Origin of the sequence: Novosphingobium cyanobacteriorum (genome assembly GCF_029436685.1) — a bacterium.
GTDB classification, from domain to species: domain Bacteria; phylum Pseudomonadota; class Alphaproteobacteria; order Sphingomonadales; family Sphingomonadaceae; genus Novosphingobium; species Novosphingobium cyanobacteriorum.
The window spans coordinates 43,566-66,251 of record NZ_JAROCY010000002.1 but is presented as its reverse complement, the minus strand read 5'-3'; the positions used below and the strand labels follow the sequence as shown (position 1 = coordinate 66,251).

The following is a 22,686-nucleotide window of genomic DNA, read 5'->3' as shown; positions in this document are numbered from 1 at the left end:
TATTCTTGTGCTGCCGGCTGGCCCGTCACCAGGTGACGGGCAGGTAGTTCCGTCCCCAGTTCATCCACGGGTGGATGCGGCGGGTTTCGCCGGTCATGCGCAAGGTTGGCACCCGGCGCACGAGCGCGGCAATGCCGATCCGCGCATCGAGCCGGGCCAGCGGCGCGCCGATGCACAGGTGCGAACCCCAGCCGAAGGAGAGGTGCTTCATCGCCTCGCCCATCGGGCGGTCCAGGCTGAAGCTGTCAGGATCGCTGAACACCGCCGGATCGCGGTTCGCCCCGGCAATCGAGAAGAACAGGCGGTCCTTGGGCTGGAGCGTCGCGCCGTTGATCTCCACCTCGCGCGCGGCGGCGCGGCATTGGCCCAGCACCGGCGGATCGAACCGGAGGCTTTCCTCGATCGCCAGCTTGACCAGTTCGGGATCGGCCACGACGCGCTCCCACCGGGTTTCGCGTTCCTGCTGCAGCCGCCAGACGCAGTTCATGATCAGCGAGGTGGAGGTCTCCTGCCCCGCGGTCAGGAAGGTGGCGCACATGTTGGCGATTTCAGGGTCGGTCAGCGAGCGGCCATCGATCCGCGCCGCAAGCATGCGCGACAGGAAGTCATCCGACAGCACGGTGCCGACGTGATCGTCCGTCGGTTCGGTGATGCCGGCGGCTGCCGCCACTGCGCGCCGCTGGGTGATGAGTTCGCCGAAGTGCGCGGCGAATTCGGGGTACACGGCCCGGTCGCGGCCGCTCTCGGGATCGTCGTAGATCCCCATCATCAGCTCGTCGCCCCAATGCTTGTAGAGCTTGTAGTTCTCGCGCGGGGCACCCAGCATGATGCACATCACCTGGCCGGTCAGCGGCAGGGCAAAGTCATCGTGCAGTTCGGCTTCGCCGCCCTTGGCGAGCATGGCGTCGATGATCTCGTCGGCCAGTTCCTTGATCACCGGGTCGAGCGATTTCAGCGTGGGCTGGACCACGGCCGGGAGCAGGAAGGCGCGCCACTTGTCGTGCTCTGGCGGATCGGTGACGATGCCGGTGTTGTGCGCATAGGTGCGCAACGAGTTTCCGTACTTGAATGTCCAGTCGCCGACGGTCTTGTCGCTGAGGATCTCGTTCTTGATCTGGGCATATTCGCTCAGCATCCAGAAGTCGTACTTTTCACCCTGCCGATGGTAGAACGGACATTCGCGGCGCAGTTCGGAATAGAATTTGCCGGCGTCGGCCTTGGCCTCTTCGCTCATCGGGTCAAATCGGGCCCCGGGCAGTGCATCTGTCATGGACGTCCTCTCGTCGTCGTGCTTTGAGAGTGTGCTAGGGGAGACGCTGCGGGCTGCCATCCACCATTTGGTGTATCGTTCGCGCGAGAACCGATGGGGAGCCATGCCTGACCTGCCTGACCTGCGCGAGGCGATCTATGATGCGCCGCTGGAAGAGCGACCGTGGAAAGCCGCGCTGGCCAGCTTTCGCGCAGCACTGGACGCACGCCTGGTCTACATGTCCTTCCGACCGGTGCAGGAAGGTGCCGTCGGGATAGGGATAGCAGCCGCAGACGCCGACGTCTCTTCCATGCGGCGCGATTACGGGCAGCGCTACCAGCACATCAATCCGATGCCGTTCGAGCAGATGGAGCAGGGAAAGGTCTATTCGATCCGCGACTTTGTCGGCGAGGATCACCCTTTCTGGACCGATTATCTGACCCCCTCCGGGGTTGGCAACGCGTATGGCTTCTGCATTTCAGCGGGCGAATTCCACGCGGTGATCCATCTGGTCCGCAAAGCTGAACTGGGAGACCTGTCCCCGGAACAACTGCGCTGGTGGGAGGCGCACACCCCGGCCTTCACGCGCGCCGTCCGGGTTTTTGGTCACCTGCGCTTGAGCCAGTTCGTCGCCGGACTCCAGGCGCAGGTGTTGGACCGGATGGCGCTGGGAATGATGATACTCAACCGCGAGGCGGGAGTGCTCTATAGCAATGCGGCCGCCAGACAGATCGTTGGAACGTCGGGCCAGATCAGGATTTCAGAAGACGCTCAACTGCGCTTTGCTCGCCCTGAACACCAAGCCATGCTCCGGCAAAGCCTGGCTAACGGCACTGCTCCTGAGCCGCGCTTGTTGTGCACCATCGACCCCAACACGCCGGAACGTGTGGTCGAAGTTCTGCTGATCAATATTGATCCCGGACACGACTTCGGTCTCGTGAGCGCGCCCGCACTTGTGGCCTATCTCCATGATCGTGCAGCCTCCCCGGCACCGCCGCCCGAGTTTCTGGCGACACTGTTCGACCTCACACCGGCAGAGGCCAGGGTGCTCTCAGGCCTGGCCGCGGGAGGGGCGATTGCGGAAGTTGCGCAGGCGCTCGATCTCAGCGAGCACACCGTTCGAACCCAGACCAAGCGAATCCTCGCGAAGATCGGCGTGTCCCGGCAAACCGATCTGGTGAGGCTGGCGATAGGCAGCCTGGCAACCCTTGTCGGGAACTTGGCGAGAGACTGAATTGCCCGGCATCCCCGGTGCGCCCGACACCTTTGGATGGAGCCTTCGGTTGAACAGGCTGGTTGCCATCCGTGCACTTTCGCCCACGCTTGGCCCCGATGAAAGACGGATCAGGCCAGCTCGGCTTGACTGCTTGCCTGTCTCGCCATTCAACAGGCCCTGATCCTGAACACGCAGGGAGCCATGGCCTTTGGGCCACGGCTCCTCGATGTGCTGATCCCGCAGCTGCGGCAGGCTCAGAGATCAGCGGGCATCTTTGCTGCCAGCCTTTGCGGACTTTGCGCTTTCCTTGGCCGACTTGGCCGCGCCGGAACCAGCCGGAGCCTTGGCTTGCTTGTCCAGTTCACCTGTGCCAGCGGCCGAGATCAGCGCATTGCCGCTGGCGGTGAAGTTTCCGGCCGGGAGGGTCGCGGTCTCGCCCTTTGCCTTCACCACCAGCGACTGCACGTTGCCACGCGCATCATTGATCACCTTGCGCACGGTGCCAATCCGGCTGCCATCGGGCGCGTTGACCGGCATGCCCTTCGACACCGAAAATGCGCCGTCGGCAGACGAGGCGAGGCTTCCGGCCAGGGCCAGGTTGCTGGCAGCCCCCTGCGCCGCGCCGCTTCCGTTCGCCGCTGCAGAACCTGCCATGCTGCCGGTCGCGCTGGCCGTGCCGGACAAGGTGCCCACAGCCGACCCGGTTGCCGTGAGCGCCGTATCGGATGCGCCCATGGCCATGCCCTTGGCCGAAGCGGCCGAGTTGCGCACCGCGTCAGTGCCGATCAGCTGGCCGTCGACGCTGGCTGAACCCTGCCCCTTCGCGCGGCCGGTCGCCATGCCCGAAGCGTCGCCAGTCAGCGGGGCGGTGGCGGAGGTCAGGTTGCCAGTGGCGTTGCCAGTGAGCGAGCCGCGGCCCGCACCATCGGCGTGGACCTTGCCGCTCTTGCGGTCGACCGACTTGTGCGCGCTGGCCGAGCCGGAGCCGCGCACGCTGCCCGTGGCAGTGCCTTCAACCGAGTCCATGGTCGAGCCGAGCGGCCCACCATTCAGCGTGCCGCCCAGGGTGCCGCCTAGCGTACCGCCCAGACTGCCGCCCAATCCTCCGCCGCCAAGCAGCTGGGCATGGGCGGGCATGGTGGTGAACAGCATGGCAGCCGAAGCAATCAGGAGAGTGCGCATCGCAAGGTTCCTTTCATCGTCAGACAGACGCTTCACGTCTTCGCGTCCTTCGAATTGGGGAACGGACCGGCTTTCGGGTTTAATGCATCGAAACCGCAGAAACTTTCACGGAGTGAGGCAGACTGCACAGATCAGGCCCCTGCCATAGCGGGAATCCGGCCCCTTCGGGCCGAGGTCCACCGCTTCGCGATCCAGCGCAGATACGACGCTGCCCTGTGCAGCGGCCGCCCTCGCCGCGACCAGCGGCACGGCGAAGGATGTGCCGCGCAGCCGCCGCCGTTGGCCCTTTGCATCACTGGCCAAGATGTCTGCGCCCGGCGCCGCATAATCGAGATGCAGCGCCCTGCCGGCCTCGATCAGCACCCGATTGCGCGCATCAACGCCGGTGACAGCGAGAACGCCGTTGAACGAAGCGGGATAGGCGGGTGGCGCGGCCGGACCATCGTTGCCCACGGGCGCGATGATGGTGACGCCTTGTTTCTGCGCCCCCGCCACGGCGCGTTGCAGCACCGGATTGGGCGGGCCGACAAGGCTGATGCCGATAACGCGCACCTTGCGGCCCACCAGCCAATCGAACGCGCGCGCGATGGCCAGCGCATTGCCGCCCGCCGGGTCAGTGCCATAGACATCGGCGACAAGCACGCGGCGCACGCCCGCACCACGCAGCAACGAGACGATGGCGCTGCCATGGTTGGCGGGAAAAGGTCCGCCCCGGGCAAAGCCTTTCTGCTCCTCCAGCGTGCCGGCTGCCCCGCTATCGATGACGCCGACGGGCGCGGCCACAAAGGGGGTGCGCGCACTGCCGCTGGTGGCATTTCGCCCGGAAAGGGTCGTCCCTTGCGGAAACAGGATATTGTCCGCCGTCACCTGCGCACCGGGCACTTGCTGCACCAGCCGTTTCCGGGCCGTGTCCAGCGAAAGGCCTTCCGGCACTTCCACCTGCGCCACGGACAGGCCGAGTTCGCCAAGGCTCTCGGTTGCAGCCACGCGAAAGCCGGTTCCGGCCAGGCGCTGCGCGAGATCGGGCGCAGGGTCCATGACCAGCAGGACACCCTTGCGTGCAGGCTGGCCTTCGGGATCGAGCTCGATGGCTTCACGCTGCCGGCGCACAAGGCGGTCGATCCGTTCGATCCGCTGGCGGGCAAGGTCCTGTGCCCGGTCAGGCAACTGGGCCAGGTCGTCCAGCGCAGGATTGAGTACGCCGCGCACCGCGCCGGTTGTCGATCCCAGCGCATCGCGCACCGCCGGCACCCCGACTTGCGCCGATGATGGGACGGCGGCCAGCGCGACGGCAAGTCCTGCAAGAGCCAAGTGTCTGTACATCATCGCCATTTTCCATAAACCGCATTGCTGATGGATGAAACGGGCGAGCCCGTCCGTTGCATCCGGCAGAAAGGCGGTTTTCCTGTCCGACCCAATTGCCCTGGATTCGTTTTCATCGGCCCTGCTCGGCCTGCTGCCACGGCTGCGGCGGTTCGCCTGCGGCCTGTCGCGCGATCGGGTGGAGGCGGATGACCTGTGCCAGACGACGCTGGAACGCGCGCTGCGCAACCGGGACAAATGGCAGGACGGAACCCGGCTCGACAGCTGGATCTACAAGATGATGCGCAATATCTGGATTGACGAGGTGCGCGCCCGCAACCGGCGCGGACAGACCTTCATGGAAGAGGAAATGGGCGTGGCCATTGGCGCGGACGGTGGGCAGGAAGCGGGTGCCACGCTCGGCGATATCGATCGCGCGCTGGCCACCCTGCCCGAGGAACAGCGCGAGGCCGTGATCCTGGTGATGGTGGAAGGCTATTCCTACAAGGAGGCGGCGGAGATCGTGGGCTGTCCGGTGGGCACGCTCAATTCGCGGCTGGTGCGCGGGCGCGATGCCTTGCTGGCGAAACTGGGAGAAGCCGCATGACGCCGACGCCCGAACAGGTCGCCGCCTGGGCCGATGGTCAGCTGGAAGGCGCAGAGGCGCTGGCGGTGGAAGCTGCGGTGCGCGCTTCGCCAGCGCTGCAGGCCGAAGTGGCCGCGCACAAGGCGCTGCGCGACCGGCTGGCCGCCCACTTTGCCCCGTTGATGCGGCAACCGCCCAACCTTGATCATCTGAAGACCCTGACCGGCGCGGACAATGTCACCGCATTGCCGGTTCGCCGCGCACGGCCGCGCTGGGTCTGGCTGGCCGGGCCCGCACTGGCGGCTTCGGTCGCGCTGGCGGTGGTGCTGCGGCCTTCGCCGCCGCCTGCCGGCTATGCCGGGTCGCAACTGGCGGCAATGCTCGACAACCAGCTGGTGGCTGACCAGCAACCGGGCGGCGCCCGCCGCATCCTGTTGAGCTTCAGGGCCCGCAGCGGCGCGTTCTGCCGCGCCTTTGCCGATGGCGCCAGCGCAGGGATCGCCTGCAGGGACGGTCAGGGCTGGAAGCTGGAGGGGGCGGGTGCGCCGGGCGCAGGCAGTGGCGAATACCGCCAGGCTGGCAGCGCGCAGGAGATCATGCAGCAGGCGCAGGACATGGCCGCAGGCGATGCGCTGGGTCCGCAGGAAGAGGCGCAGGCGCGCAAGGCCGGCTGGCTGGCGCCGAAGTAACGCCTCAGGGCTTCATTTCTGGCAGCGCGGGCAGAAGAATGTCGACCGACCGCCCTGCACGATGCGCTCCACCGTGCCGCCGCAGACGCAGGGGGCGCCCTCTCGTCCGTAAACCCGCCAGTCCTTGGCAAAATAGCCCAGTTCGCCATCGGGCCGGGCATAATCCCGCAGCGTGGAGCCGCCTGCGGCGATGGATTCCTCCAGCACGGCGCGGATTTCGGGCACCAGTCGGTTCAGCATCGGGCGGGTGACCATGCCCCCTTCGCGCTCGGGATGGATGCGCGCGCGGTTCAGCGCCTCGCAGACATAGATGTTGCCCAGCCCAGCCACGATTCGCTGGTCCAGCAGCAGCAGCTTCACCGCCGCAATGCGGTCCTTGAACGCGGTCGCCAGGTGGGCGGGTGCAAGGCCCGGCCCAAGCGGTTCCGGCCCCAGCGCGGCGAAGGGCGGCCAGTCCTCAAGGCCTGCCGTATCGACCAGATCCACCGAGCCGAAGCGGCGTGCGTCGTTGAGGGCGAGGACATGGCCGTTGCCCGTTTCCATCACCAGATGGTCGTGCTTGCCGATCTCGCCCGGATCGATCCGCCAGCGGCCCGACATGCCGAGATGGAACACCATCGTGCGGTCACGGTCGGTGTGGATCAGGCCGTATTTGGCGCGCCGGCTGAGGCCGGTTATCCGCGCCCCGGTCATCGCCTGCGCCAGATCGACCGGAAAGGGGCGGCGCAGGTCCGCCCGGTGGACCGCCAGCCGCGAGACGACCTGCCCTTCGAGGACGGTGGCAAGGCCGCGGACGGTGGTTTCTACTTCTGGGAGTTCAGGCATCTTGCCCCCACCCCTATCATCCTTTGCGGTGGCGGCAATTCCCCACTAAAGGCCCATGACCATGACCGATCCAAACACCGCCGGCGAAACCGCAACCTTCGGTTACGAGGACATCCCCGCCGAGGAGAAGCAGGCGCGCGTGGGCGCCGTTTTTTCCAGCGTCGCGCGCAAGTACGACATCATGAACGATGCGATGTCGGGCGGCATGCACCGGCTATGGAAGGATCGCTTCGTCCGCCGGGTAAAGCCCCGCAGTGGCGAGGCGATTCTCGACATGGCGGGCGGCACGGGCGACATCGCCTTTCGCATGGCGCCCTCGGGCGCAGCGATCACCGTGTCGGACATCAACCAGGACATGCTCGACGTGGGCATGGAACGCGCGGAAAAACGCGGCATCCACGGGCTCGAATGGTCGCGGCAGAACGCCGAGGAGCTGTCGTTTGGTGACAAGGCCTTCGATGCCTACACCATCGCCTTCGGCATCCGCAACGTGACCCACATCGACCGCGCGCTGGCCGAAGCCTACCGCGTGCTCAAGACGGGCGGGCGGTTCTTCTGCCTCGAATTCTCCACCACCGAATGGCCCGGCTTCGCCCAGGCCTATGACCTCTATTCGCACAAGCTGGTGCCGCAGATCGGGCAGGCGATTGCCGGCGATGCCGATTCATATCGGTACCTGATCGAATCGATTCGCCGCTTTCCCAAGATGCGCGAATTCGAGGGGATGATCGCTGCCGCCGGGTTCCGCCACACGCGCGTCGAACCGATCATGGGCGGCCTCGTCGCCATCCATTCCGGCTGGAAGGCCTGAGGCGCGGCTCCATGACGCTGCCCGCCACGCATATCCGTCGCCTGCTCGGCTGGGGGCGTACGCTCGCCCGGCACGGGGCGCTGCGCGGGATCGAGAACGACCCGAACACGCCATCCCCCGTGCGCACGCTGTGCCGTGTGGCGCGCTTCGGCGCGCGCCAGCCGGGCACGCCCGATTATGCCGGCGCCTTTCGCGCGATCGGCCCGGCAGCGATCAAGCTGGGCCAGACGCTGGCCACCCGGCCCGACCTGGTGGGAGAGGAGGCAGCCAACAACCTGCTGGCGCTGCAGGACAACCTGCCGCCGGTGGACTTCGCGCTGATCAGGGCGGAGATCGAGCGCACCTTCGAACGCCCGCTGGAGGCGCTGTTCGCCAGCTTCGATCCCGAACCGGTCGGCGCCGCATCCATCGCGCAGGTCCACCGCGCCGTCACCACCGACGGGCGCAAGGTGGCGGTGAAGGTGCTGCGCCCCGGCGTGAAGGAAAAGTTCGCGCGCGACATCGATACCTACGAATGGGCCGCCGCCCATCTCGAGGCGCTGGGCGGCGAAGCATCGCGCCTGCGCCCAAGGCTGGTCATCGCCAACTTCAAGCGCTGGACAGTGCGCGAGCTGGACCTGCGGCGCGAAGCGGCGTCCGCCTCGGAACTGGCCGAGCTGATGAAGGCCTATGCCGGCTACCGTGTGCCCACCATCGACTGGGACCGCACCAACGGCCGGGTGATGACGCTCGACTGGATCGACGGGATCAAGATCAGCGATACTGCCGCACTGGATGCCGCCGGGCATGATCGCAAGTCGCTGGCCGGCCGCCTCGTCCTCGCCTTCCTGACCCAGGCGATCAGCGGCGGCTACTTCCATGCCGACATGCACCAGGGCAACCTGTTCGTGGAACCGGACGGGACCATCGCCGCGATCGACTTCGGCATCATGGGCCGGATCGACCGCCAGGCAAGGCAGTGGCTGGCGGAAATCCTCTATGGCCTGACCACCGGGAATTACCGCCGCGTGGCCGAGATCCATTTCGAGGCGCAATACGTGCCAAGCTATCACTTGGTCGACGAGTTCGCCACGGCGCTGCGCGCGGTGGGCGAACCGATGCGCGGCAAGCCGGTGAGCGAACTGTCCGTGGGCCAGATGCTCGACGGCCTCTTCGCCATCACCCGCGATTTCGACATGCAGACCCAGCCACACCTGCTGCTGCTGCAGAAGACGATGGTGATGGTCGAAGGCATCGCCACCCAGCTCGATCCCGAAATCAACATGTGGGACGTATCCGCCCCCTTCGTGCGCAACTGGATTCGCGACGAGCTGGGGCCGGAGGCCGCGATTGCCGAGCGCATCCGCACCGACACCGAAACGCTGCTGCGCATCCCGGACCTTGTCCGCCGGATCGAGGAACGCTTCCCGCCCAAGGGCGGCGCGCCCGAAGCGCCACCACTGCCGCCCATCGAACTGATGTGGGACCGCCGCCGCGCGCCGCGCTGGAGCGGCTATGTGTTCTCCGCGCTGGCCGGCGCCGCCGTGGTCGCGCTAGGCTTCGTCTCGGGCTGGCTGTGAGCGGTTCAGCCGCCCTTCTCCCCGGCCTCAGGCTCGAAAAGCGGCACTTCAACCTGCTCGACCTGTCGCGCCTGCTGGCGGCGTGCGGGGTGCTGTTCTGGCATTACCAGCACTTCTTCGTGCCGCCGGTCGATTATGGCTACCATGTCCGCCGCTCGGTGGTCTCGCCGCTCTACCACCAGCTTGCCTGGCTTTATGACTATGGCCACGCCGCCGTGCAGTATTTCTGGGCTGTCTCGGGCTTCGTCTTCGCCCACGTCTACCTTGCCGACAGCAACGCGCGTGGACGGTTCTGGCTGGCCCGGGTGGCGCGTCTATGGCCGCTGCATCTGTTGACGCTGGTGATCGTGGCGGTGCTGCAGGCGGCCTATTCCGGAATCAACGGCACGGACTTCATCTATCACGAGCAGGACATGAAGCACTTCCTGCTCAGCCTGCCGTTGGCGCAATACTGGGGCTGGCAGGACAACCAGTCGTTCAACGGCCCCTCGTGGTCGCTCTCCACCGAAATCCTCGCCTACGCCGCGTTCTGGCTGCTGCTGCCCGCGCTGCGCAAGGCACCGCTGGCGCTGGCGGCCGTGGTCGGCACGGTCACCCTGACGGCTTTCTTCAAGGGCGCGCCGGACAAGCCGGTGCTGACCTGCATCGGCTATTTCTTCGGCGGCGCCTCGGTCTATGGCGCCATGCTCAGGGGCTGGCTGCGCCTGCCATCGCTGGTTGCGCTGGGCGCAGCCATGCTCGTGCTGGCATGGTGGCTGGGCCACCACATGCGCCGCCCCCAGGATGCGGTGACGCTGGCCGCCACTTTCGGCGTGCTTGCGCTTGTGCTCGCGGCAGACCTGCGTGACCGGGCGGACCGCTTCCGCATCGGCCGGCCACTGGGCGATGCGTCCTATGGCATCTACCTGTGGCACTTCCCGCTGCAGCTGGCGCTGGTGCTGCTGGTCGATGCCACGGTCGGCACGCGCAGCATTGCCCGCCACCCCGAATTCATGCTGTTCTTCGTCGGCCTGTCGATCCTCGTCGGCTTCGCTTCCAACCGCTGGATCGAACGCCCGGCACAGCGCGCGGTGTTCCGCCTTGCCCAGCGGATCATGCCGACGAAAACCGCGCCCGCCTAATCCGCCAGTTCCTGCAGGCGGTGATGCGGCAGGATGCGCCACGCCGCCACCAGCAGCGCGAAATGGAATGCCTCGATCAGCATCGGGAACCACCATGCCGGATAGGGCCCGATCACGGCCACGTTCACCGCACGGCCAAGGAACGAGGCGCCGAACAACAGCCCCGGCACCAGAAGCAGATCACCGTTGCGTCGCCACGCGCCCCACATCATGCACAGCGCGGCAATGCCGAAGAACGCGGTGAAATCGGCGCGGATGGTGGAGATGCCCGCCGCCGCGCCCTGCATCCCGCCCATCAGGCCGATCGCCGTCACGCCCAGCCCGGCCCCGGCATCCAGCGGCGTGAACAGGAACGATCCCGCCATGTAGAGATCGAACATCCCCGCCAGGAAAATCAGCACGATCAACACGAAGCCCATGGCCCGCCCCTCCTTGTCTTGTCATTGCGCAAGGTGCAGCAAAGGGACGCGCCATGCAAAAGGATTGCGCACCGCCTGCCGCCCATGCACAAGCGCGCCCTATGACCGGTCCGAAAATCCTCCTCATCGTCGGCGGCGGCATCGCCGCCTACAAGGCGTGCGAGCTGGTGCGCCTTATCCGCAAGGGGGGCGGCAGCGTCACCTGCGTGCTGACCGAAGGCGGATCGCACTTCGTCACCGCGATGACGCTGGCCGCGCTGAGCGAAAACGCCGTCCATACCACGCTGTGGGACCTGAAGGACGAGGCGGAGATGGGCCATATCCAGCTCAGCCGCGCGGCCGATCTTGTCGTCGTCTGCCCCGCCACGGCAGACCTCATGGCCAAGATGGCTGGCGGTATTGCCGACAGCCTTGCCACCACACTCCTGCTCGCCACCGACAAGCCGGTGCTGGCCGTGCCAGCGATGAACGTGCGCATGTGGCAACACCCCGCCACCGTGCGCAACGTCGCCACCCTGCGCGGTGACGGCGTGACGGTGATGGAGCCGGACGAAGGCATGATGGCCTGCGGCGAATATGGACCCGGCCGATTGCCCGAACCGGAAGCGGTCTGGAACCGCATTGTCGAGATGACGGCGACCGGTGCTTCGACAAGCTCGGCACGAACGGTTGAGCAGAGTGGCAAGACAGACCTAGCTCATCCTGAGCCTGTCGAAGGATGCCGGAGCAACCTCACCGGGAAGCACATCCTGATCACCGCCGGCCCCACGCACGAACCGATCGATCCCGTGCGCTACATCGCCAACCGGTCGAGCGGAAAGCAGGGCTATGCCATTGCCGCCGCCGCCGCGCGCGCCGGGGCAAAAGTTACGCTCGTATCCGGCCCGGTGGCCCTGCCCACCCCGCCCGGCGTCACCCGCGTGGATGTGGAAACCGCACGCCAGATGGCCACGGCGGTAGAGGCCGCGCTGCCGGCAGACGTCGCCATCATGGTCGCCGCCGTGGCGGACTGGCGCAGCGCGGGTGAAGCTGCGCGGAAGATCAAGAAGGATGGATCGGGCAGCGTGCCCCCGCTCCAGTTGGTGGAGAACCCCGATATCCTGGCCACGCTGTGCCGGTCGGATCGCCGCCCGCCACTGGTGATCGGCTTCGCTGCCGAAACCAACGACGTGATCGACCACGCCACGGCCAAGCTGGCGCGAAAGGGCGCGGACTGGATCGTGGCCAACGATGTTGCCACCCATGCCATGGGCGGCAATATCAACCGCCTGCACATTGTCAGCGCAGCGGGGGTCGAAAGCCTGCCCGAACTGCCCAAGGACGCGGCCGCCGCCGCCCTGATTGAAAAGGTTGCCCATGCACTCGCCTGAATCCGTGCCCGTTCTGGTCAAGCGCCTGCCGGGCAACGAGGACCTGCCCCTGCCCGCCTATGCCACCGATGGCGCTGCGGGCATGGACGTGGTCAGCGCCGAGGACGTGGAACTGGCTCCCGGCGCGCGCCATGCCGTCGCCACCGGCCTCGCCATAGCAATTCCGGCGGGTTACGAAGTCCAGGTCCGCCCGCGCTCGGGCCTCGCGCTCAAGCACGGCGTCACCGTCGCCAATGCGCCCGGCACGATTGACAGCGACTATCGCGGCGAAGTGAAGGCCATCCTGATCAACCTCGGCACAGAACCCTTCGCCATCCGCCGCGGCGACCGCGTCGCCCAGCTCGTCCTCGCCCCCGTGACCCGCGCCGGCTGGGTGGAGGTGAGCGAACTCGACGAAACCGCCCGCGGCGAAGGCGGCTTCGGCTCGACGGGTGGACTGGCCGCGCTCAAGGGCTGAAATGCACGCCGACCACAGGACCACTGCCATAAAAATCGACTAAAATCTCAATAATAAACGTAAAGCGTATACTGTTGAGTAAACAAAGGCTTTACGAGTGTTTTACTGAAATTCTTTGTCAATCTATAGATGATGCTTCCATCCGGATCCACACCATCGACCTGAAGAGAAGCTCCCAACACATCATCGACCAAAATTGGAAATTTTGCACCTCGGGTATCGATTTCTCTAAAAAATCCATAAGAATTCTTACCAAATCGCTCTGGCGTGCTGTATCCATTTGGAGAATAGTGAATTCCTGATTTCCTATAGAATACCCATAATATCAATTTTCCATTTCTATTCTTTTCATAATTGATATATATTATGTCGTCATCACGCTCCGGCTTGAGCGATTCCAAGTGATATCCGAGAGGCTCGATCGTGATACCCTCTTGAAGGCTTTTTTCAAAAGATCCGGCAAGAAGCATACGATCAATCTTCATGTCTCCGTTTGTATCCGCAAAACAGAATTTTACTGTTTTATCGTACTTTGATAGGAAATTTCCCCAAATCGCGTTTGCGACTTTGGAGCGAGACTCAATCTCCTTGCCACAAAATATCTCGGAATTCTCTCCAACCAGACTCTTGCTCTCGTCAGAGACGATCATCGGGGTAAGCCGATCACCAACAGCAAAATCCCTCGAGAACTTGCCCATCTTGGCGTTGATCGGCTGATCCAACACCATGTCGACGGTATGGACCAATCTCGCCGAAACAAGCGGTTGGCCCAGTTTCGCGACCAAGGGTTCGCCAAGAACTAGTTTTTCGTCAGGTACAATGCTGTCCGGCAACTCATAGAGGCCAAGCTTCGCGGCAGTTAGGGTCACAAAACAGCCGCCAAGAAAGGCAATTTTAGCAACCCACTTTGCAACCATCGGCCGTCTCCATTTAATCATGCCAGCCAAGGCAATCTGTAGATTGCCCTGGTCGCTCTCCCTGTCTGCTAAAGCGGGAGCAGAAGGGGTTGCAATGCGCATTGGTTCAGCGCTCCAAAATCGAAGTCAATTGCAACATCCACCAATTTGCTCCGTCCCCTTGTTCAAAACGGCTTGCCCAGCAGCACTTATCCGACAAAAAACCCCGCTTCTTCCGAAGCGGGGTTCTTGCTGTCAGCGGCGCAATCCGCGCCTCAGTTCTTCTTCACCTTCTCGGGCGGCACCGAGATGCGCACCGTTTCACCGTTGTTGCCAGGGAAGTTCGTAAACATCGCCTCGACCAGGTTGGGCACCAGGTAATTCAGCCGGTTCGAGGTGGAGGCCGCTTCCGCCTTTCCTTCGAACAGGCGGCGGCCATCGGCGCGACGGTCGATCTTCAATTCGATGCCGCTGGTATAGACGGTGGTCACGTCCACGCCGCCATAGCCCGGGCCATAGAACCACGGATCGTAGAAGCCAAAGCCCCAGCCGCGGCGGCCATAGAAGCCGGGACGGCCCCAGCCACCCCAACCACCCCAGCCCGGCCCATACCAGCCACCCCAAAAGGGATCGCCGAAACCGGTCGAGCGGATCTTGTCGCGCCCCTGGTCCACGCCATAGTCAAAGCGCACCACAAGGTCGGAGGTCTGCGGGTCACCCGGCACATAGCCGATTTTCTGCAGCTGCGCCGCGACCACGCTGGCGTATTGCGAGAATTCGAGCCCGCCCTGATCGCGCGGGTCTTCCGCCACGATGGCGAATGTCTGGCCCGCGGGTGCGGGCAATTCGCGCTGGAAGCGCGAGACCTTGGCGTCGAACGACGTGGCGCAGGCGGAAAGTGAAAGCAGCAGGGGAAGTGCAATGGCGGCCATCCGGGCGCGCATGGGGCGATTGGTCATGTGAACGCGACTCCTCAAGTGGCCCGTCCTTCGTCCCCGGCAGGCTGGGCGTGCAGCGATGGTAGCACGCCCTTTCCATAGGCGGAAAGTGCTGAATGCGCGTTGAATGGGGCCTGCAACTTTTGTTGCAAGCCCCATGGTGTTCAGCCTCGATTCAAGTGGCTACCCGCGCACCAGACCCAGCGCGGCATAGGTCGCGTTCAGCGTCGGCACCGCCAGCGCCCGCGCTTTCAGCGCGCCCTTGGCCAGGATCGCGTCCAGCGCCTCGCCATCGGCGCGCAGTTCGCGATAGCGCGCAGCCATCGGCGCCAGCCGTTCCACCAGCAGTTCGCCAAGCGCGGGCTTGAACGCGCCGAAGCCCTTGCCCCCGAAATCGGCCAGCACCGCTTCGGCGCTCGTGCCCGCCATCGCGGCATAGATGCCGACGAGGTTGGCGGCTTCGGGCCGGCCTTCCAGCCCCGCCTTCTCGCTCGGCAGGGGTTCGGGGTCGGTCTTGGCCTTCTTCACCTTGGCCATGATCGCGTCGGCATCGTCGGTCAGGTTGATGCGGCTCATGTCCGAAGGGTCGGACTTGCTCATCTTGGCGGTGCCGTCGCGCAGGCTCATGATGCGCGCCGCTTCGGGCGGGATGATCGGATCGGGCAGGGTGAAGACGGGCTTCTCTTCCGAAGCGAAGTCGTTGTTGAACTTCTGCGCGATGTCCCGAGCCAGCTCCAGGTGCTGCTTCTGGTCCTCGCCCACCGGCACGTGCGTCGCCTGATAAAGCAGCACGTCGGCCGCCTGCAGCACCGGATAGGTGTACAGCGCCACGCTGGCGCCTTCGCGGTTCTTGCCCGCCTTGTCCTTCCATTGCGTCATGCGGTTCAGCCAGCCCATGCGCGCGGTGCCGTTCAGCAGCCACTGCAGTTCCGCATGCTGGGGTACCTGCGCCTGGTTGAACAGGATCGACCTGTCAGGATCGATCCCGCAGGAAACCAGCGCAGCCACCATCTCGCGCGTGTTCGCCGCGAGTTCGGCGGGCACGTGCGGCATCGAAATCGCGTGCAGGTCGGCCAGGAAATAGAGGCACTCGCCCCCTTGCGCCGACCATTCGTCCTGCATGCGCACCCAGTTCCGGATCGCGCCGAGGTAATTCCCGAGGTGGAGATTGCCGGTGGGCTGGATGCCGGAAACGATGCGCATTGGTCGTTACTCTGTCGTCTTGCGCCTGCGCCGCAGGAGGAGTTGCAGGTCGTCCTTCGAGAATGCCCCGGAAAGAACGGTGGCGAGCCCATAGACGACCATGCCCGCCGAGACCAGCACCGCCAGCGCGCCGAACCGCACCGGCCATGTCCCGTGGACATAGGGCATCAGCAGCCCCTGCGCGGCCCACAGCACCACCCCCATGGCCAGCGCCGCCAGCAGCAGCCGCGGGGCGCGGCGGCGCAGCTGCGCATCGGCCACGAAGTGCCCGCGCTTCTTCAGCGTGGACCACAGCATCCAGGTGTTGACGGTAGAGGCGATGGCCGTGGCCAGCGGCGGGCCCATGTGCTGCAGCGGCACGATCAGCAGAAGGTTGCCGATCAGGTTCACCACCATCGACATCGTGGCGAAGCGCACCGGCGTCTTCGTATCGTGCCGGGCATAGAAGCCGGGCGTCAGCACCTTGACCAGGATGTAGCTCGGCAGGCCGATGGAGAACGCCGCCAGCGCCTGCGCGGTAAAATGCGTGTCCTGCGGCGTATACTTGCCATAGCCGAACAGCGCGGCGGCGATCGGTTCGCCCGCCACCACCAGCGCCACAGTGGCCGGCAGGGTCAGCAGCAGCGCCAGCTCCATGCCGCGGTTCTGCGTCTCCATCGCCTCGGCCTCTTCCCCGGCGCCAAGGTGGCGGCTGATCGTGGGCAGCAGCACGGTGCCAAGGCCGATGCCGATCAGGCCCAGCGGCAGCTGGTTCAGCCGGTCGGCCATATAGATGTAGGTGACCGATCCATGCGCCAGCAGCGACGCGGCCAGCGCTGTGGAGATGACAAGGTTGATCTGCACCGCACCCGCCCCTGCGGCCGCTGGCCAGATCAGCTTGAGCAGCTGCTTGACCTCGGGGTTCATGCGCGGCCGGCGCAGCTTCAGGCTCACCCCGTTCGCCCGGCACGCCCACACCAGCCACCCCAGCTGCAGAGCGCCCGAAACCGAAACGGCAATCGCCTGGTTGCGCGCCGTCACCAGCGGATCGGCATGGTGGAACAGCAGCAGCGCCGCGATCAGCGTCACGTTCAGCAGGATCGGCGCGGCCGCGTTGACCCAGAACTTGTGCAGCGAATTGAGGATGCCGCCGAACAGCGACACCAGGCTGATCAGCATCAGATAGGGAATGGTGATTCGCGACAGCATGACCGCGAAGGCGAACTGGTCGGCGCTCGCCCCGTTGAACTTGCCCGACAGCAGCAGCGTGACCGGCCAGGCGAAGACTTCCAGCACCACCGTCATCGCCAGCAATGCCGGGAACAGCACGGCCAGCGCCTGTTCCGCAAACGCCATCCCGTCGGCCAGCCCGCGCCCTTCGGGATCACCCACCTTCTTGTTGAACATGGGGATGAAGGCGCTGGCAAAGGCGCCCTCGGCAAACAGCGCGCGGAACATGTTGGGCAGGCGGAACGCGATCAGGAACGCGTCCGACGCAAAGCTGGCGCCGATGAAGCGCGCGAACAGGCTGTCGCGCACAAGGCCCAGCACCCGGCTGGCGAGCGTGAGCCCGCCGACCGTGCCGAGTGCCTTGGCGAGATTCATGGCTGCACGGCCCTGAGGCCCGAAGCGATCAGGCTTCGCCCGCCGGAGCCCCGGCCGCCAGATCAGCCTGCTGCTGCATCTGGGCGTAGTACAGCCCGTTGAAATCGATGGGTTCCAGCATCAGCGGCGGATAGCCGGCATCGCGCACGGCGTCGGCAATGATGCGACGGGCGAACGGGAACACCAGCCGCGGGCATTCCGCGAACAGGAACGGGTGGGCCTGGTCGTCGGTCACGTTGCGCATGCCGACGAGCGCGCCATAGGCCAGCTCGACGATGAAGGCGGTGCCCTGCGCGCCCTTGGACGTCACGTTGATCTTCAGCTCGATCTCGTGGACCTCGGGCGCAATGGTGCGCGCGCCGATGTTGAAATCGACATGCATTTCCGGTGCTTCGGTCCACTGATAGGATTCTGGTGCGTTCGGATTCTCGACCGACAGGTCCTTGATGTACTGCGAGATCAGGCCGATCGCAGGCGCGGTATCCTCGCCATTGGGAACCGGCTGGTCGAGGTTCAGGTCGCTGATGATGTTGCCTTCGTCGGCCATGGAACGCGCTTTCCTGCAAGAATTGTCGTCTGGTTGCCGGCGCGCCTAGCACCTGCGCGAAAGCCGGGCAATCGGGCTTGGACAGGTCTCCACGCCCGATCGTGCCCCAAAGGGCACACCTTTATTCCCCCCGGAAAGGCAACCACACGCCGTCCACGCGTTGTTCATTTGTAAAACGTACCTATTTGAGGCAGGGTAACACGGTGCTTGCAACGAGTCCGTCACCAAACGGCGGATGTTCCTGCGGTTGCGGCACCCATGCGGGACGAGTGCGTGTGATTGTTGAGATTGTAATCCTGGCGATGATCGCGGCCTTCCTGGGCCTGCGGCTCTATGCCGTGCTCGGCCGCCGCCCCGAACAGAACGAAGAACCCATGCGTCGCCGCGTGGAGCAGCCCGATCCTTCGGCTGCCCCTCGCGCCGCTACGCCGAAGCTTCCGGAAAAGGTTGCCGGCGCACCGCGCCCGGTCGCCCTTGCCCCCGAAGCCTCTAGCTTCGAAAGCAGCGCCGAAGCGGGCATCCGTGCGATCATCGCTGCGGACCGTCGCTTTGACGTCGGCCTGTTCCTGGTGGGCGCAAAGGGTGCCTATGGCATGGTGCTTGACGCCTTCTGGCGCGGTGACAAGGACGCGCTGGCCCAGTTGTGCGACCGCGATGTCTATGAAGGCTTCGCCGAAGCGATCGACGCGCGCGATGCCGCGGGCGAAAAGCTCGACGCCAAGCTGATCCGCATCGAGGAAGCCAAGATCGTCTCGGCCGACTATACCGCGCCCGTTGCCCGCATCGCCGTGCGCTTCGTGGCCGACGTCGCATCGGTCACCCGTGATGCCGAGGGCAACGTTATCGCCGGTTCGCTTCACGACGCGCTGGAAAGCCGCGACCTGTGGACGTTCTCGCGCGATCTCACCTCGCGCGATCCTGACTGGCTGCTCGACGAAACCGACGAAGCCTGAAGGCTTACGGCAGGACGTTTTCCGATATGAAGGTGCGCGCGGCAGGGCTGCTGATAGTGCTGGCCCTGCTGTCTGCCTGCACCCGCATCATTCCCGAAGGCAGGCCCACCGGGCCGATGCCGCCTCCGCCTTCAGCCACAACAGCCGCGCTGGTCGGCGTCAGCAGGGGGCCGGTTGCTGCGGGCCTCGGCTTTGCCGACAGCAACGCCCGCGCCGCCTTGGCCGCATTCGTCACATCCTGCCCGCGCCTTACGAAACGCACCGACACCAGCGGGCTGACCCAGCCCGGGGACTGGGCGCCCGCCTGCGCGGCTGCGGTCGGCTGGCCTGCTGCAGATGCCAGCCGCTTCTTCGCCACCTATTTTGAAACCGCCCGTGTCGCCGATGGTGGCGCCTACGTCACCGGGTACTATGAACCCGAAATCGCCGGCGTGCGCACGCGCCAGCCGGGCTTCGATATCCCGGTCTATCGCCTGCCGCCCGATCTCGTCCGCGCGCGCGTGGGGGATGCCCCGCCCAACCCTGACGGAAAGCAGCCGCTCGGCCGCTATGACCAGAACGCGCGCTTCGTACCTTTTTGGGATCGCGGCCAGATCGAGGACGGCGCGCTTGCGGGGCAAGGGCTGGAAATTGCCTGGGTGGCGGACCAGGCCGAACTGTTCTTCCTGCAGGTGCAGGGTTCAGGCCGCCTGCGCGCGCCCGATGGCACGGTGATGCGCGTCGGCTATGCGGGAGAGAACGGCTTTCCCTACACCGGCATCGGCAGCGTGATGCGCGATCGCGGGCTGATCGGCACCGGGCCGGGCCAGTACCCCGGATCGATGCAGGGCATCCTGCGCTATATCCACGAACACCCTGCCGATGGCGATGCGCTGATGCGGATGAACCGCAGCTATGTGTTCTTCCGCGATACCACCGGTGCTGCGCCAACCGCCGGGCCGGTGGGCGCACTGAACATCCCGGTCACCCCGCGCACCACGCTCGCCGCCGATCCGGCCTTCGTGCCGCTGGGCGCGCCGGTGTGGCTGCAGACTGACCGGCCCGAGGTGGGCGGCCTGTGGGTGGCGCAGGACACCGGCGGCGCGATCAAGGGCGCCAACCGCTTCGACAGCTTCTGGGGTGCAGGGCAGGACGCGCGCACCGTTGCCGGCGGCATGAGCGCCAAGGGGCAGGCGCTGATCCTGCTGCCCAAGGGCACGCTGGCCCGGTTGGGCAAATGAGACAGGTCCCCCGCGGCCTCAGCGCCGAAGAAGCCGCGCTGTGGCGCAAGGTGGCCGAAACCGTCACCCCGCTCCACCCGGCAAAGGCAGTTGCTCCCCTCCCGCCTGCGGGAGGGGCCGGGGGAGGGCCTGTTGTGGAACTCCCGCCTCCACCAAAGCCGCAGAAAGGCCGCGTCCCCCCACCCCGTCCGGTTGCGGCCCAACCGCCACCTCCAACCCGGCCCATCACCCAGCACGGCCTCGATGCCAGCTGGGACCGCAAGCTGGCGCGCGGCGGCATCGAACCCGATGTGACGATCGACCTCCACGGCATGAACCTCGATCAGGCGCACGGCCGCCTCGTGGGCGGCATCGGCCAGGCCCTAGCCATGGGCTACCGCGTGATCCTGCTCATCGCCGGCAAGCCGCGCCCGCACGGCGACCATGACCTGCGCGGCGAAAAGCGCGGCGCCATCCGCGCCAAGCTGCTCGACTGGCTGGCCCACAGCCCCCACGCCAGCCGCATCGCCGCCGTCCGCCCCGCCCAGCCAAAGCACGGCGGATCAGGCGCGGTCTACATCGTGCTCAGGAAGGCGCGCTAAAGCGCACCGGCAGTGATCCAAACTCCGGTCATCCCGGGCTTGACCCGGGATCCCGCTGCCTTCCGCAACGATCCGTACACGCGCAAGGTCGGAGAAAGGAAAGCGGGATCCCGGATCAAGTCCGGGATGACGAGTGGTGTTTGAGTTTCTACTGTGTGGGCAGCTTCAAGCTAGGCATGGGGAGGCACGAATGTGGATGCGCTTGTCCGTCCTCACGATTACTCTCGCGCTTTTCGTTGTTCCATCGGCTGGACGCACGACCGATGACCGGTCATGCGGGATGTATCCCAAGGATGTGCTTGAGCGCGGCGGCGGCTGGAATGGATGCGAGCTTCGCGACATGGGAGCCAAGGCATTGTGGAAGCGGGAGTCGAACGAGGACACTGCGGTTTTGCGGTTCACGTTCACGGAAGGTCACGATTCATTCTTCCGAGCCGTTACCGTCACGCAAAGCAGCAATGGTACCGCCAAGCTGCTCTTGCTCGCTCAAGATCGCAAGCGTGGCTCTGAGCCAGAAAGCTGGTCCCGAAGGCGCAATCTGTCCTCCGCTGAGGTGGCTGAACTGGAAAGACTGGCAACCGAGTCGGGAACTTGGGACTTCGACTATGGGTCGTGGGACGGCGACGATCTCTACGTCCACTGCCAGCTGCTTGAAATGGAGCGCGCAGCGACAACCGGTTACCGCTACTCTTCGGTCAATCTAAGCTGCAACCGACCGGCAAAGCTGATGCCGTTGGTCAACGAGGTTGTTCGGCTAGCCCGATTGAAGTGGGATGCCACCGGACTTGTCCGCTGACGACCGAGTCAATTCTTCGTACCTGCCCGGCCCCACGCTTCGCCTTTGCATCACCCCCCCAGCGCCGCTTCCGCAATCCGCTTATAAATCCGCGCCAGCACGCGCAGGTCCTCCATCGCCACGGCCTCGTCCTTCTTGTGCATGGTCGCGTTGCACAGGCCGAATTCGATCACGGGGCACACCGCGCGCAGGAAGCGCGCATCGCTGGTGCCGCCGGTGGTGGAAAGTTCGGGCGAGAGGCCGGTCTCCGCCTCCACCGCCTGCGCCACCAGCGTGGAGAACGCGCCGGGCAGGGTGACGAAGCTTTCGCCAGATATCACCGCGCGCGCCTCGCCACCGTGGCGCTGGGCGATTGCGGTCACGCGGTCCACCAGCCCCTGCCCGGTGTGCAGGTCGTTGAAGCGGATCGACAGGCGCGCCCGCGCTTCGGCGGGGATCACGTTGGTGGCGGGGTTGCCCACCTCAAGGTCGGTGATCTCCAGGTTGCTCGGCTGGAACCACTCGCTGCCTTCGTCCAGCACCAGCGCATCGAGTTCGGCCAGCATCGCGATCAGGCGCGGGATCGGATTGTCGGCCAGATGCGGATAGGCGACGTGCCCCTGCGCGCCCTTCACCGTCAGCCAGATGTTCACCGATCCGCGCCGGCCGATCTTGGCCATGTCGCCCAGCCGGTTCACGCTGGTCGGCTCGCCCACCAGGCACAGGTCCGGCTCTTCGCCGATGGCGCGGATATGCTCGATCAGCGGCACCGTGCCGTATCTGGCCGGGCCTTCCTCGTCACCGGTGATGATGAAGCTGATCGAACCGGCCTGAGCGGGAATCTGCGCCACGGCGCTCACCATCGAGGCGATCGAGCCTTTCATGTCCACCGCGCCGCGCCCGTAAAGCAGCTCACCCCGCCGCTCCGAGGTGAACGGCGCGCTTGACCAGCCCTCGCCCGGCGGCACCACATCGAGATGCCCGGCAAAGGCGAAGTGGCGGCTGCCCTCGGGCCCCTTGCGCAGGGCATAGAGGTTCTCCACCGGCCCTTCCGGCGGTTCGCCGGCGATGAAGCGATGCACCGCAAAGCCCAGCGGCTCCAGCATCTCTGCCAAGCAATCGAACACCGCGCCGGTGGCCGGGGTCACGCTGGGGCAATCGATCAGCCGCTCGGCCAGGAGGACAGGGTCGAGTTCGGTCATG

At 65.5% G+C, this 22,686-nt stretch carries 23 protein-coding genes; 12 read left to right on the top strand and 11 right to left on the bottom strand.

The window, feature by feature from the left end; all coding sequences use genetic code 11:
* Positions 1–25: 25 nt before the first annotated feature.
* A complete protein-coding gene (locus POM99_RS02120; RefSeq protein WP_277275139.1) occupies positions 26–1,234 on the bottom strand; it encodes a cytochrome P450 in 1,209 nt (402 codons plus the stop codon).
* 139 nt (positions 1,235–1,373) lie between these two features.
* On the opposite strand from POM99_RS02120, the gene POM99_RS02115 reads away from it, so the two are divergent.
* Entirely contained in the window at positions 1,374–2,483 is a 1,110-nt protein-coding gene (locus tag POM99_RS02115) for a helix-turn-helix transcriptional regulator (protein WP_277275138.1), read from the top strand.
* Between the two features lie 243 nt (positions 2,484–2,726).
* Here the strand turns inward: POM99_RS02115 and POM99_RS02110 are convergent, their stop codons facing one another.
* Together POM99_RS02110 and POM99_RS02105 are read right to left on the bottom strand one after the other, a co-directional pair.
* Complete coding sequence (locus tag POM99_RS02110; protein ID WP_277275137.1) at positions 2,727–3,647, bottom strand: hypothetical protein; 921 nt, start codon at positions 3,645–3,647, stop codon at positions 2,727–2,729.
* A 105-nt stretch (positions 3,648–3,752) separates the two neighbouring features.
* Complete coding sequence (locus POM99_RS02105) at positions 3,753–4,973, bottom strand: S8 family serine peptidase (RefSeq protein ID WP_277275136.1); 1,221 nt, start codon at positions 4,971–4,973, stop codon at positions 3,753–3,755.
* 31 nt (positions 4,974–5,004) lie between these two features.
* On the opposite strand from POM99_RS02105, the gene POM99_RS02100 reads away from it, so the two are divergent.
* Together POM99_RS02100 and POM99_RS02095 are read left to right on the top strand one after the other, a co-directional pair.
* Positions 5,005–5,556 (top strand): RNA polymerase sigma factor, encoded by a 552-nt coding sequence (locus POM99_RS02100; protein WP_277275135.1) that lies wholly within the window; start codon positions 5,005–5,007, stop codon positions 5,554–5,556.
* On the top strand, positions 5,553–6,224 hold the full coding sequence (locus POM99_RS02095) for an anti-sigma factor (protein WP_277275134.1): 672 nt from the start codon (positions 5,553–5,555) through the stop codon (positions 6,222–6,224). The genes POM99_RS02100 and POM99_RS02095 overlap by 4 nt, the downstream gene beginning before the upstream one ends.
* A 12-nt stretch (positions 6,225–6,236) precedes the next feature.
* Here POM99_RS02095 and mutM read toward each other — a convergent pair whose 3' ends face one another.
* Positions 6,237–7,049, bottom strand: a complete 813-nt coding sequence (mutM, locus tag POM99_RS02090; protein ID WP_277275133.1) for a bifunctional DNA-formamidopyrimidine glycosylase/DNA-(apurinic or apyrimidinic site) lyase — start codon at positions 7,047–7,049, stop codon at positions 6,237–6,239.
* Between the two features lie 61 nt (positions 7,050–7,110).
* Between mutM and POM99_RS02085 the strand changes: the two genes are divergently transcribed.
* From POM99_RS02085 to POM99_RS02075, 3 genes are read left to right on the top strand one after another with little or no spacing between them, the layout of a single operon-like run.
* Entirely contained in the window at positions 7,111–7,860 is a 750-nt protein-coding gene (locus tag POM99_RS02085) for a class I SAM-dependent methyltransferase (RefSeq protein WP_277275132.1), read from the top strand.
* An 11-nt stretch (positions 7,861–7,871) separates the two neighbouring features.
* On the top strand, positions 7,872–9,419 hold the full coding sequence (ubiB, locus tag POM99_RS02080) for a 2-polyprenylphenol 6-hydroxylase (protein WP_277275131.1): 1,548 nt from the start codon (positions 7,872–7,874) through the stop codon (positions 9,417–9,419).
* Positions 9,416–10,540 (top strand): acyltransferase family protein, encoded by a 1,125-nt coding sequence (locus tag POM99_RS02075; protein WP_277275130.1) that lies wholly within the window; start codon positions 9,416–9,418, stop codon positions 10,538–10,540. The genes ubiB and POM99_RS02075 overlap by 4 nt, the downstream gene beginning before the upstream one ends.
* Here the strand turns inward: POM99_RS02075 and POM99_RS02070 are convergent.
* The gene (locus tag POM99_RS02070; RefSeq protein ID WP_277275129.1) at positions 10,537–10,959 is read right to left on the bottom strand and encodes a hypothetical protein; all 423 of its coding nucleotides are present in this window, start codon (positions 10,957–10,959) and stop codon (positions 10,537–10,539) included. The genes POM99_RS02075 and POM99_RS02070 overlap by 4 nt on opposite strands.
* 101 nt (positions 10,960–11,060) lie before the next feature.
* On the opposite strand from POM99_RS02070, the gene POM99_RS02065 reads away from it, so the two are divergent.
* Positions 11,061–12,329, top strand: a complete 1,269-nt coding sequence (locus POM99_RS02065; protein ID WP_277275128.1) for a bifunctional phosphopantothenoylcysteine decarboxylase/phosphopantothenate synthase — start codon at positions 11,061–11,063, stop codon at positions 12,327–12,329.
* Positions 12,316–12,786, top strand: a complete 471-nt coding sequence (gene dut / locus POM99_RS02060; protein ID WP_277275127.1) for a dUTP diphosphatase — start codon at positions 12,316–12,318, stop codon at positions 12,784–12,786. The genes POM99_RS02065 and dut overlap by 14 nt, the downstream gene beginning before the upstream one ends.
* A gap of 47 nt (positions 12,787–12,833) precedes the next feature.
* On the opposite strand, the gene POM99_RS02055 is transcribed toward dut, so the two are convergent.
* From POM99_RS02055 to secB, 5 genes are all read right to left on the bottom strand, one after another.
* The gene (locus tag POM99_RS02055) at positions 12,834–13,805 is read right to left on the bottom strand and encodes a hypothetical protein (protein WP_277275126.1); all 972 of its coding nucleotides are present in this window, start codon (positions 13,803–13,805) and stop codon (positions 12,834–12,836) included.
* Between the two features lie 152 nt (positions 13,806–13,957).
* Positions 13,958–14,641, bottom strand: coding sequence for a DUF4136 domain-containing protein (locus POM99_RS02050; RefSeq protein ID WP_277275125.1), 684 nt, complete (start codon positions 14,639–14,641; stop codon positions 13,958–13,960).
* Positions 14,642–14,803: 162 nt separating this feature from the next.
* Complete coding sequence (gene trpS / locus POM99_RS02045; protein WP_277275124.1) at positions 14,804–15,823, bottom strand: tryptophan--tRNA ligase; 1,020 nt, start codon at positions 15,821–15,823, stop codon at positions 14,804–14,806.
* A gap of 6 nt (positions 15,824–15,829) precedes the next feature.
* Complete coding sequence (murJ, locus tag POM99_RS02040) at positions 15,830–17,407, bottom strand: murein biosynthesis integral membrane protein MurJ (RefSeq protein WP_277275123.1); 1,578 nt, start codon at positions 17,405–17,407, stop codon at positions 15,830–15,832.
* Between the two features lie 28 nt (positions 17,408–17,435).
* A complete protein-coding gene (gene secB / locus POM99_RS02035; protein ID WP_277275122.1) occupies positions 17,436–17,954 on the bottom strand; it encodes a protein-export chaperone SecB in 519 nt (172 codons plus the stop codon).
* A 275-nt stretch (positions 17,955–18,229) separates the two neighbouring features.
* On the opposite strand from secB, the gene POM99_RS02030 reads away from it, so the two are divergent.
* The 4 genes from POM99_RS02030 to POM99_RS02015 all read left to right on the top strand — a co-directional run bounded on the left by POM99_RS02030 (position 18,230) and on the right by POM99_RS02015 (position 21,504).
* Complete coding sequence (locus tag POM99_RS02030; protein WP_277275121.1) at positions 18,230–18,907, top strand: Tim44/TimA family putative adaptor protein; 678 nt, start codon at positions 18,230–18,232, stop codon at positions 18,905–18,907.
* Between the two features lie 26 nt (positions 18,908–18,933).
* A complete protein-coding gene (gene mltA / locus POM99_RS02025; protein WP_277275120.1) occupies positions 18,934–20,127 on the top strand; it encodes a murein transglycosylase A in 1,194 nt (397 codons plus the stop codon).
* Positions 20,124–20,708 (top strand): Smr/MutS family protein, encoded by a 585-nt coding sequence (locus POM99_RS02020; protein ID WP_277275119.1) that lies wholly within the window; start codon positions 20,124–20,126, stop codon positions 20,706–20,708. Before mltA ends, POM99_RS02020 begins: the two co-directional genes overlap by 4 nt.
* Before the next feature lie 190 nt (positions 20,709–20,898).
* A complete protein-coding gene (locus POM99_RS02015; protein WP_277275118.1) occupies positions 20,899–21,504 on the top strand; it encodes a hypothetical protein in 606 nt (201 codons plus the stop codon).
* A gap of 50 nt (positions 21,505–21,554) precedes the next feature.
* Here POM99_RS02015 and dapE read toward each other — a convergent pair whose 3' ends face one another.
* On the bottom strand, positions 21,555–22,685 hold the full coding sequence (gene dapE / locus POM99_RS02010) for a succinyl-diaminopimelate desuccinylase (protein ID WP_277275117.1): 1,131 nt from the start codon (positions 22,683–22,685) through the stop codon (positions 21,555–21,557).
* Position 22,686 lies beyond the last annotated feature (1 nt).

What these genes read in the sequence shown, in the direction of transcription:
- POM99_RS02100 (WP_277275135.1), top strand. Translation starts at nt 5,005, where the DNA reads ATGAAACGGGCGAGCCCGTCCGTTGCATCCGGCAGAAAGGCGGTTTTC.
- dapE (WP_277275117.1), bottom strand. Translation starts at nt 22,685, where the DNA reads ATGACCGAACTCGACCCTGTCCTCCTGGCCGAGCGGCTGATCGATTGC.
- POM99_RS02015 (WP_277275118.1), top strand. Translation starts at nt 20,899, where the DNA reads ATGTGGATGCGCTTGTCCGTCCTCACGATTACTCTCGCGCTTTTCGTT.
- murJ (WP_277275123.1), bottom strand. Translation starts at nt 17,407, where the DNA reads ATGAATCTCGCCAAGGCACTCGGCACGGTCGGCGGGCTCACGCTCGCC.
- POM99_RS02095 (WP_277275134.1), top strand. Translation starts at nt 5,553, where the DNA reads ATGACGCCGACGCCCGAACAGGTCGCCGCCTGGGCCGATGGTCAGCTG.
- dut (WP_277275127.1), top strand. Translation starts at nt 12,316, where the DNA reads ATGCACTCGCCTGAATCCGTGCCCGTTCTGGTCAAGCGCCTGCCGGGC.
- ubiB (WP_277275131.1), top strand. Translation starts at nt 7,872, where the DNA reads ATGACGCTGCCCGCCACGCATATCCGTCGCCTGCTCGGCTGGGGGCGT.
- POM99_RS02055 (WP_277275126.1), bottom strand. Translation starts at nt 13,805, where the DNA reads ATGCGCATTGCAACCCCTTCTGCTCCCGCTTTAGCAGACAGGGAGAGC.
- POM99_RS02105 (WP_277275136.1), bottom strand. Translation starts at nt 4,973, where the DNA reads ATGATGTACAGACACTTGGCTCTTGCAGGACTTGCCGTCGCGCTGGCC.
- POM99_RS02085 (WP_277275132.1), top strand. Translation starts at nt 7,111, where the DNA reads ATGACCGATCCAAACACCGCCGGCGAAACCGCAACCTTCGGTTACGAG.
- mltA (WP_277275120.1), top strand. Translation starts at nt 18,934, where the DNA reads ATGAAGGTGCGCGCGGCAGGGCTGCTGATAGTGCTGGCCCTGCTGTCT.
- POM99_RS02070 (WP_277275129.1), bottom strand. Translation starts at nt 10,959, where the DNA reads ATGGGCTTCGTGTTGATCGTGCTGATTTTCCTGGCGGGGATGTTCGAT.
- mutM (WP_277275133.1), bottom strand. Translation starts at nt 7,049, where the DNA reads ATGCCTGAACTCCCAGAAGTAGAAACCACCGTCCGCGGCCTTGCCACC.
- POM99_RS02110 (WP_277275137.1), bottom strand. Translation starts at nt 3,647, where the DNA reads ATGCGCACTCTCCTGATTGCTTCGGCTGCCATGCTGTTCACCACCATG.
- POM99_RS02020 (WP_277275119.1), top strand. Translation starts at nt 20,124, where the DNA reads ATGAGACAGGTCCCCCGCGGCCTCAGCGCCGAAGAAGCCGCGCTGTGG.
- POM99_RS02065 (WP_277275128.1), top strand. Translation starts at nt 11,061, where the DNA reads ATGACCGGTCCGAAAATCCTCCTCATCGTCGGCGGCGGCATCGCCGCC.
- POM99_RS02050 (WP_277275125.1), bottom strand. Translation starts at nt 14,641, where the DNA reads ATGACCAATCGCCCCATGCGCGCCCGGATGGCCGCCATTGCACTTCCC.
- secB (WP_277275122.1), bottom strand. Translation starts at nt 17,954, where the DNA reads ATGGCCGACGAAGGCAACATCATCAGCGACCTGAACCTCGACCAGCCG.
- POM99_RS02120 (WP_277275139.1), bottom strand. Translation starts at nt 1,234, where the DNA reads ATGAGCGAAGAGGCCAAGGCCGACGCCGGCAAATTCTATTCCGAACTG.
- trpS (WP_277275124.1), bottom strand. Translation starts at nt 15,823, where the DNA reads ATGCGCATCGTTTCCGGCATCCAGCCCACCGGCAATCTCCACCTCGGG.
- POM99_RS02115 (WP_277275138.1), top strand. Translation starts at nt 1,374, where the DNA reads ATGCCTGACCTGCCTGACCTGCGCGAGGCGATCTATGATGCGCCGCTG.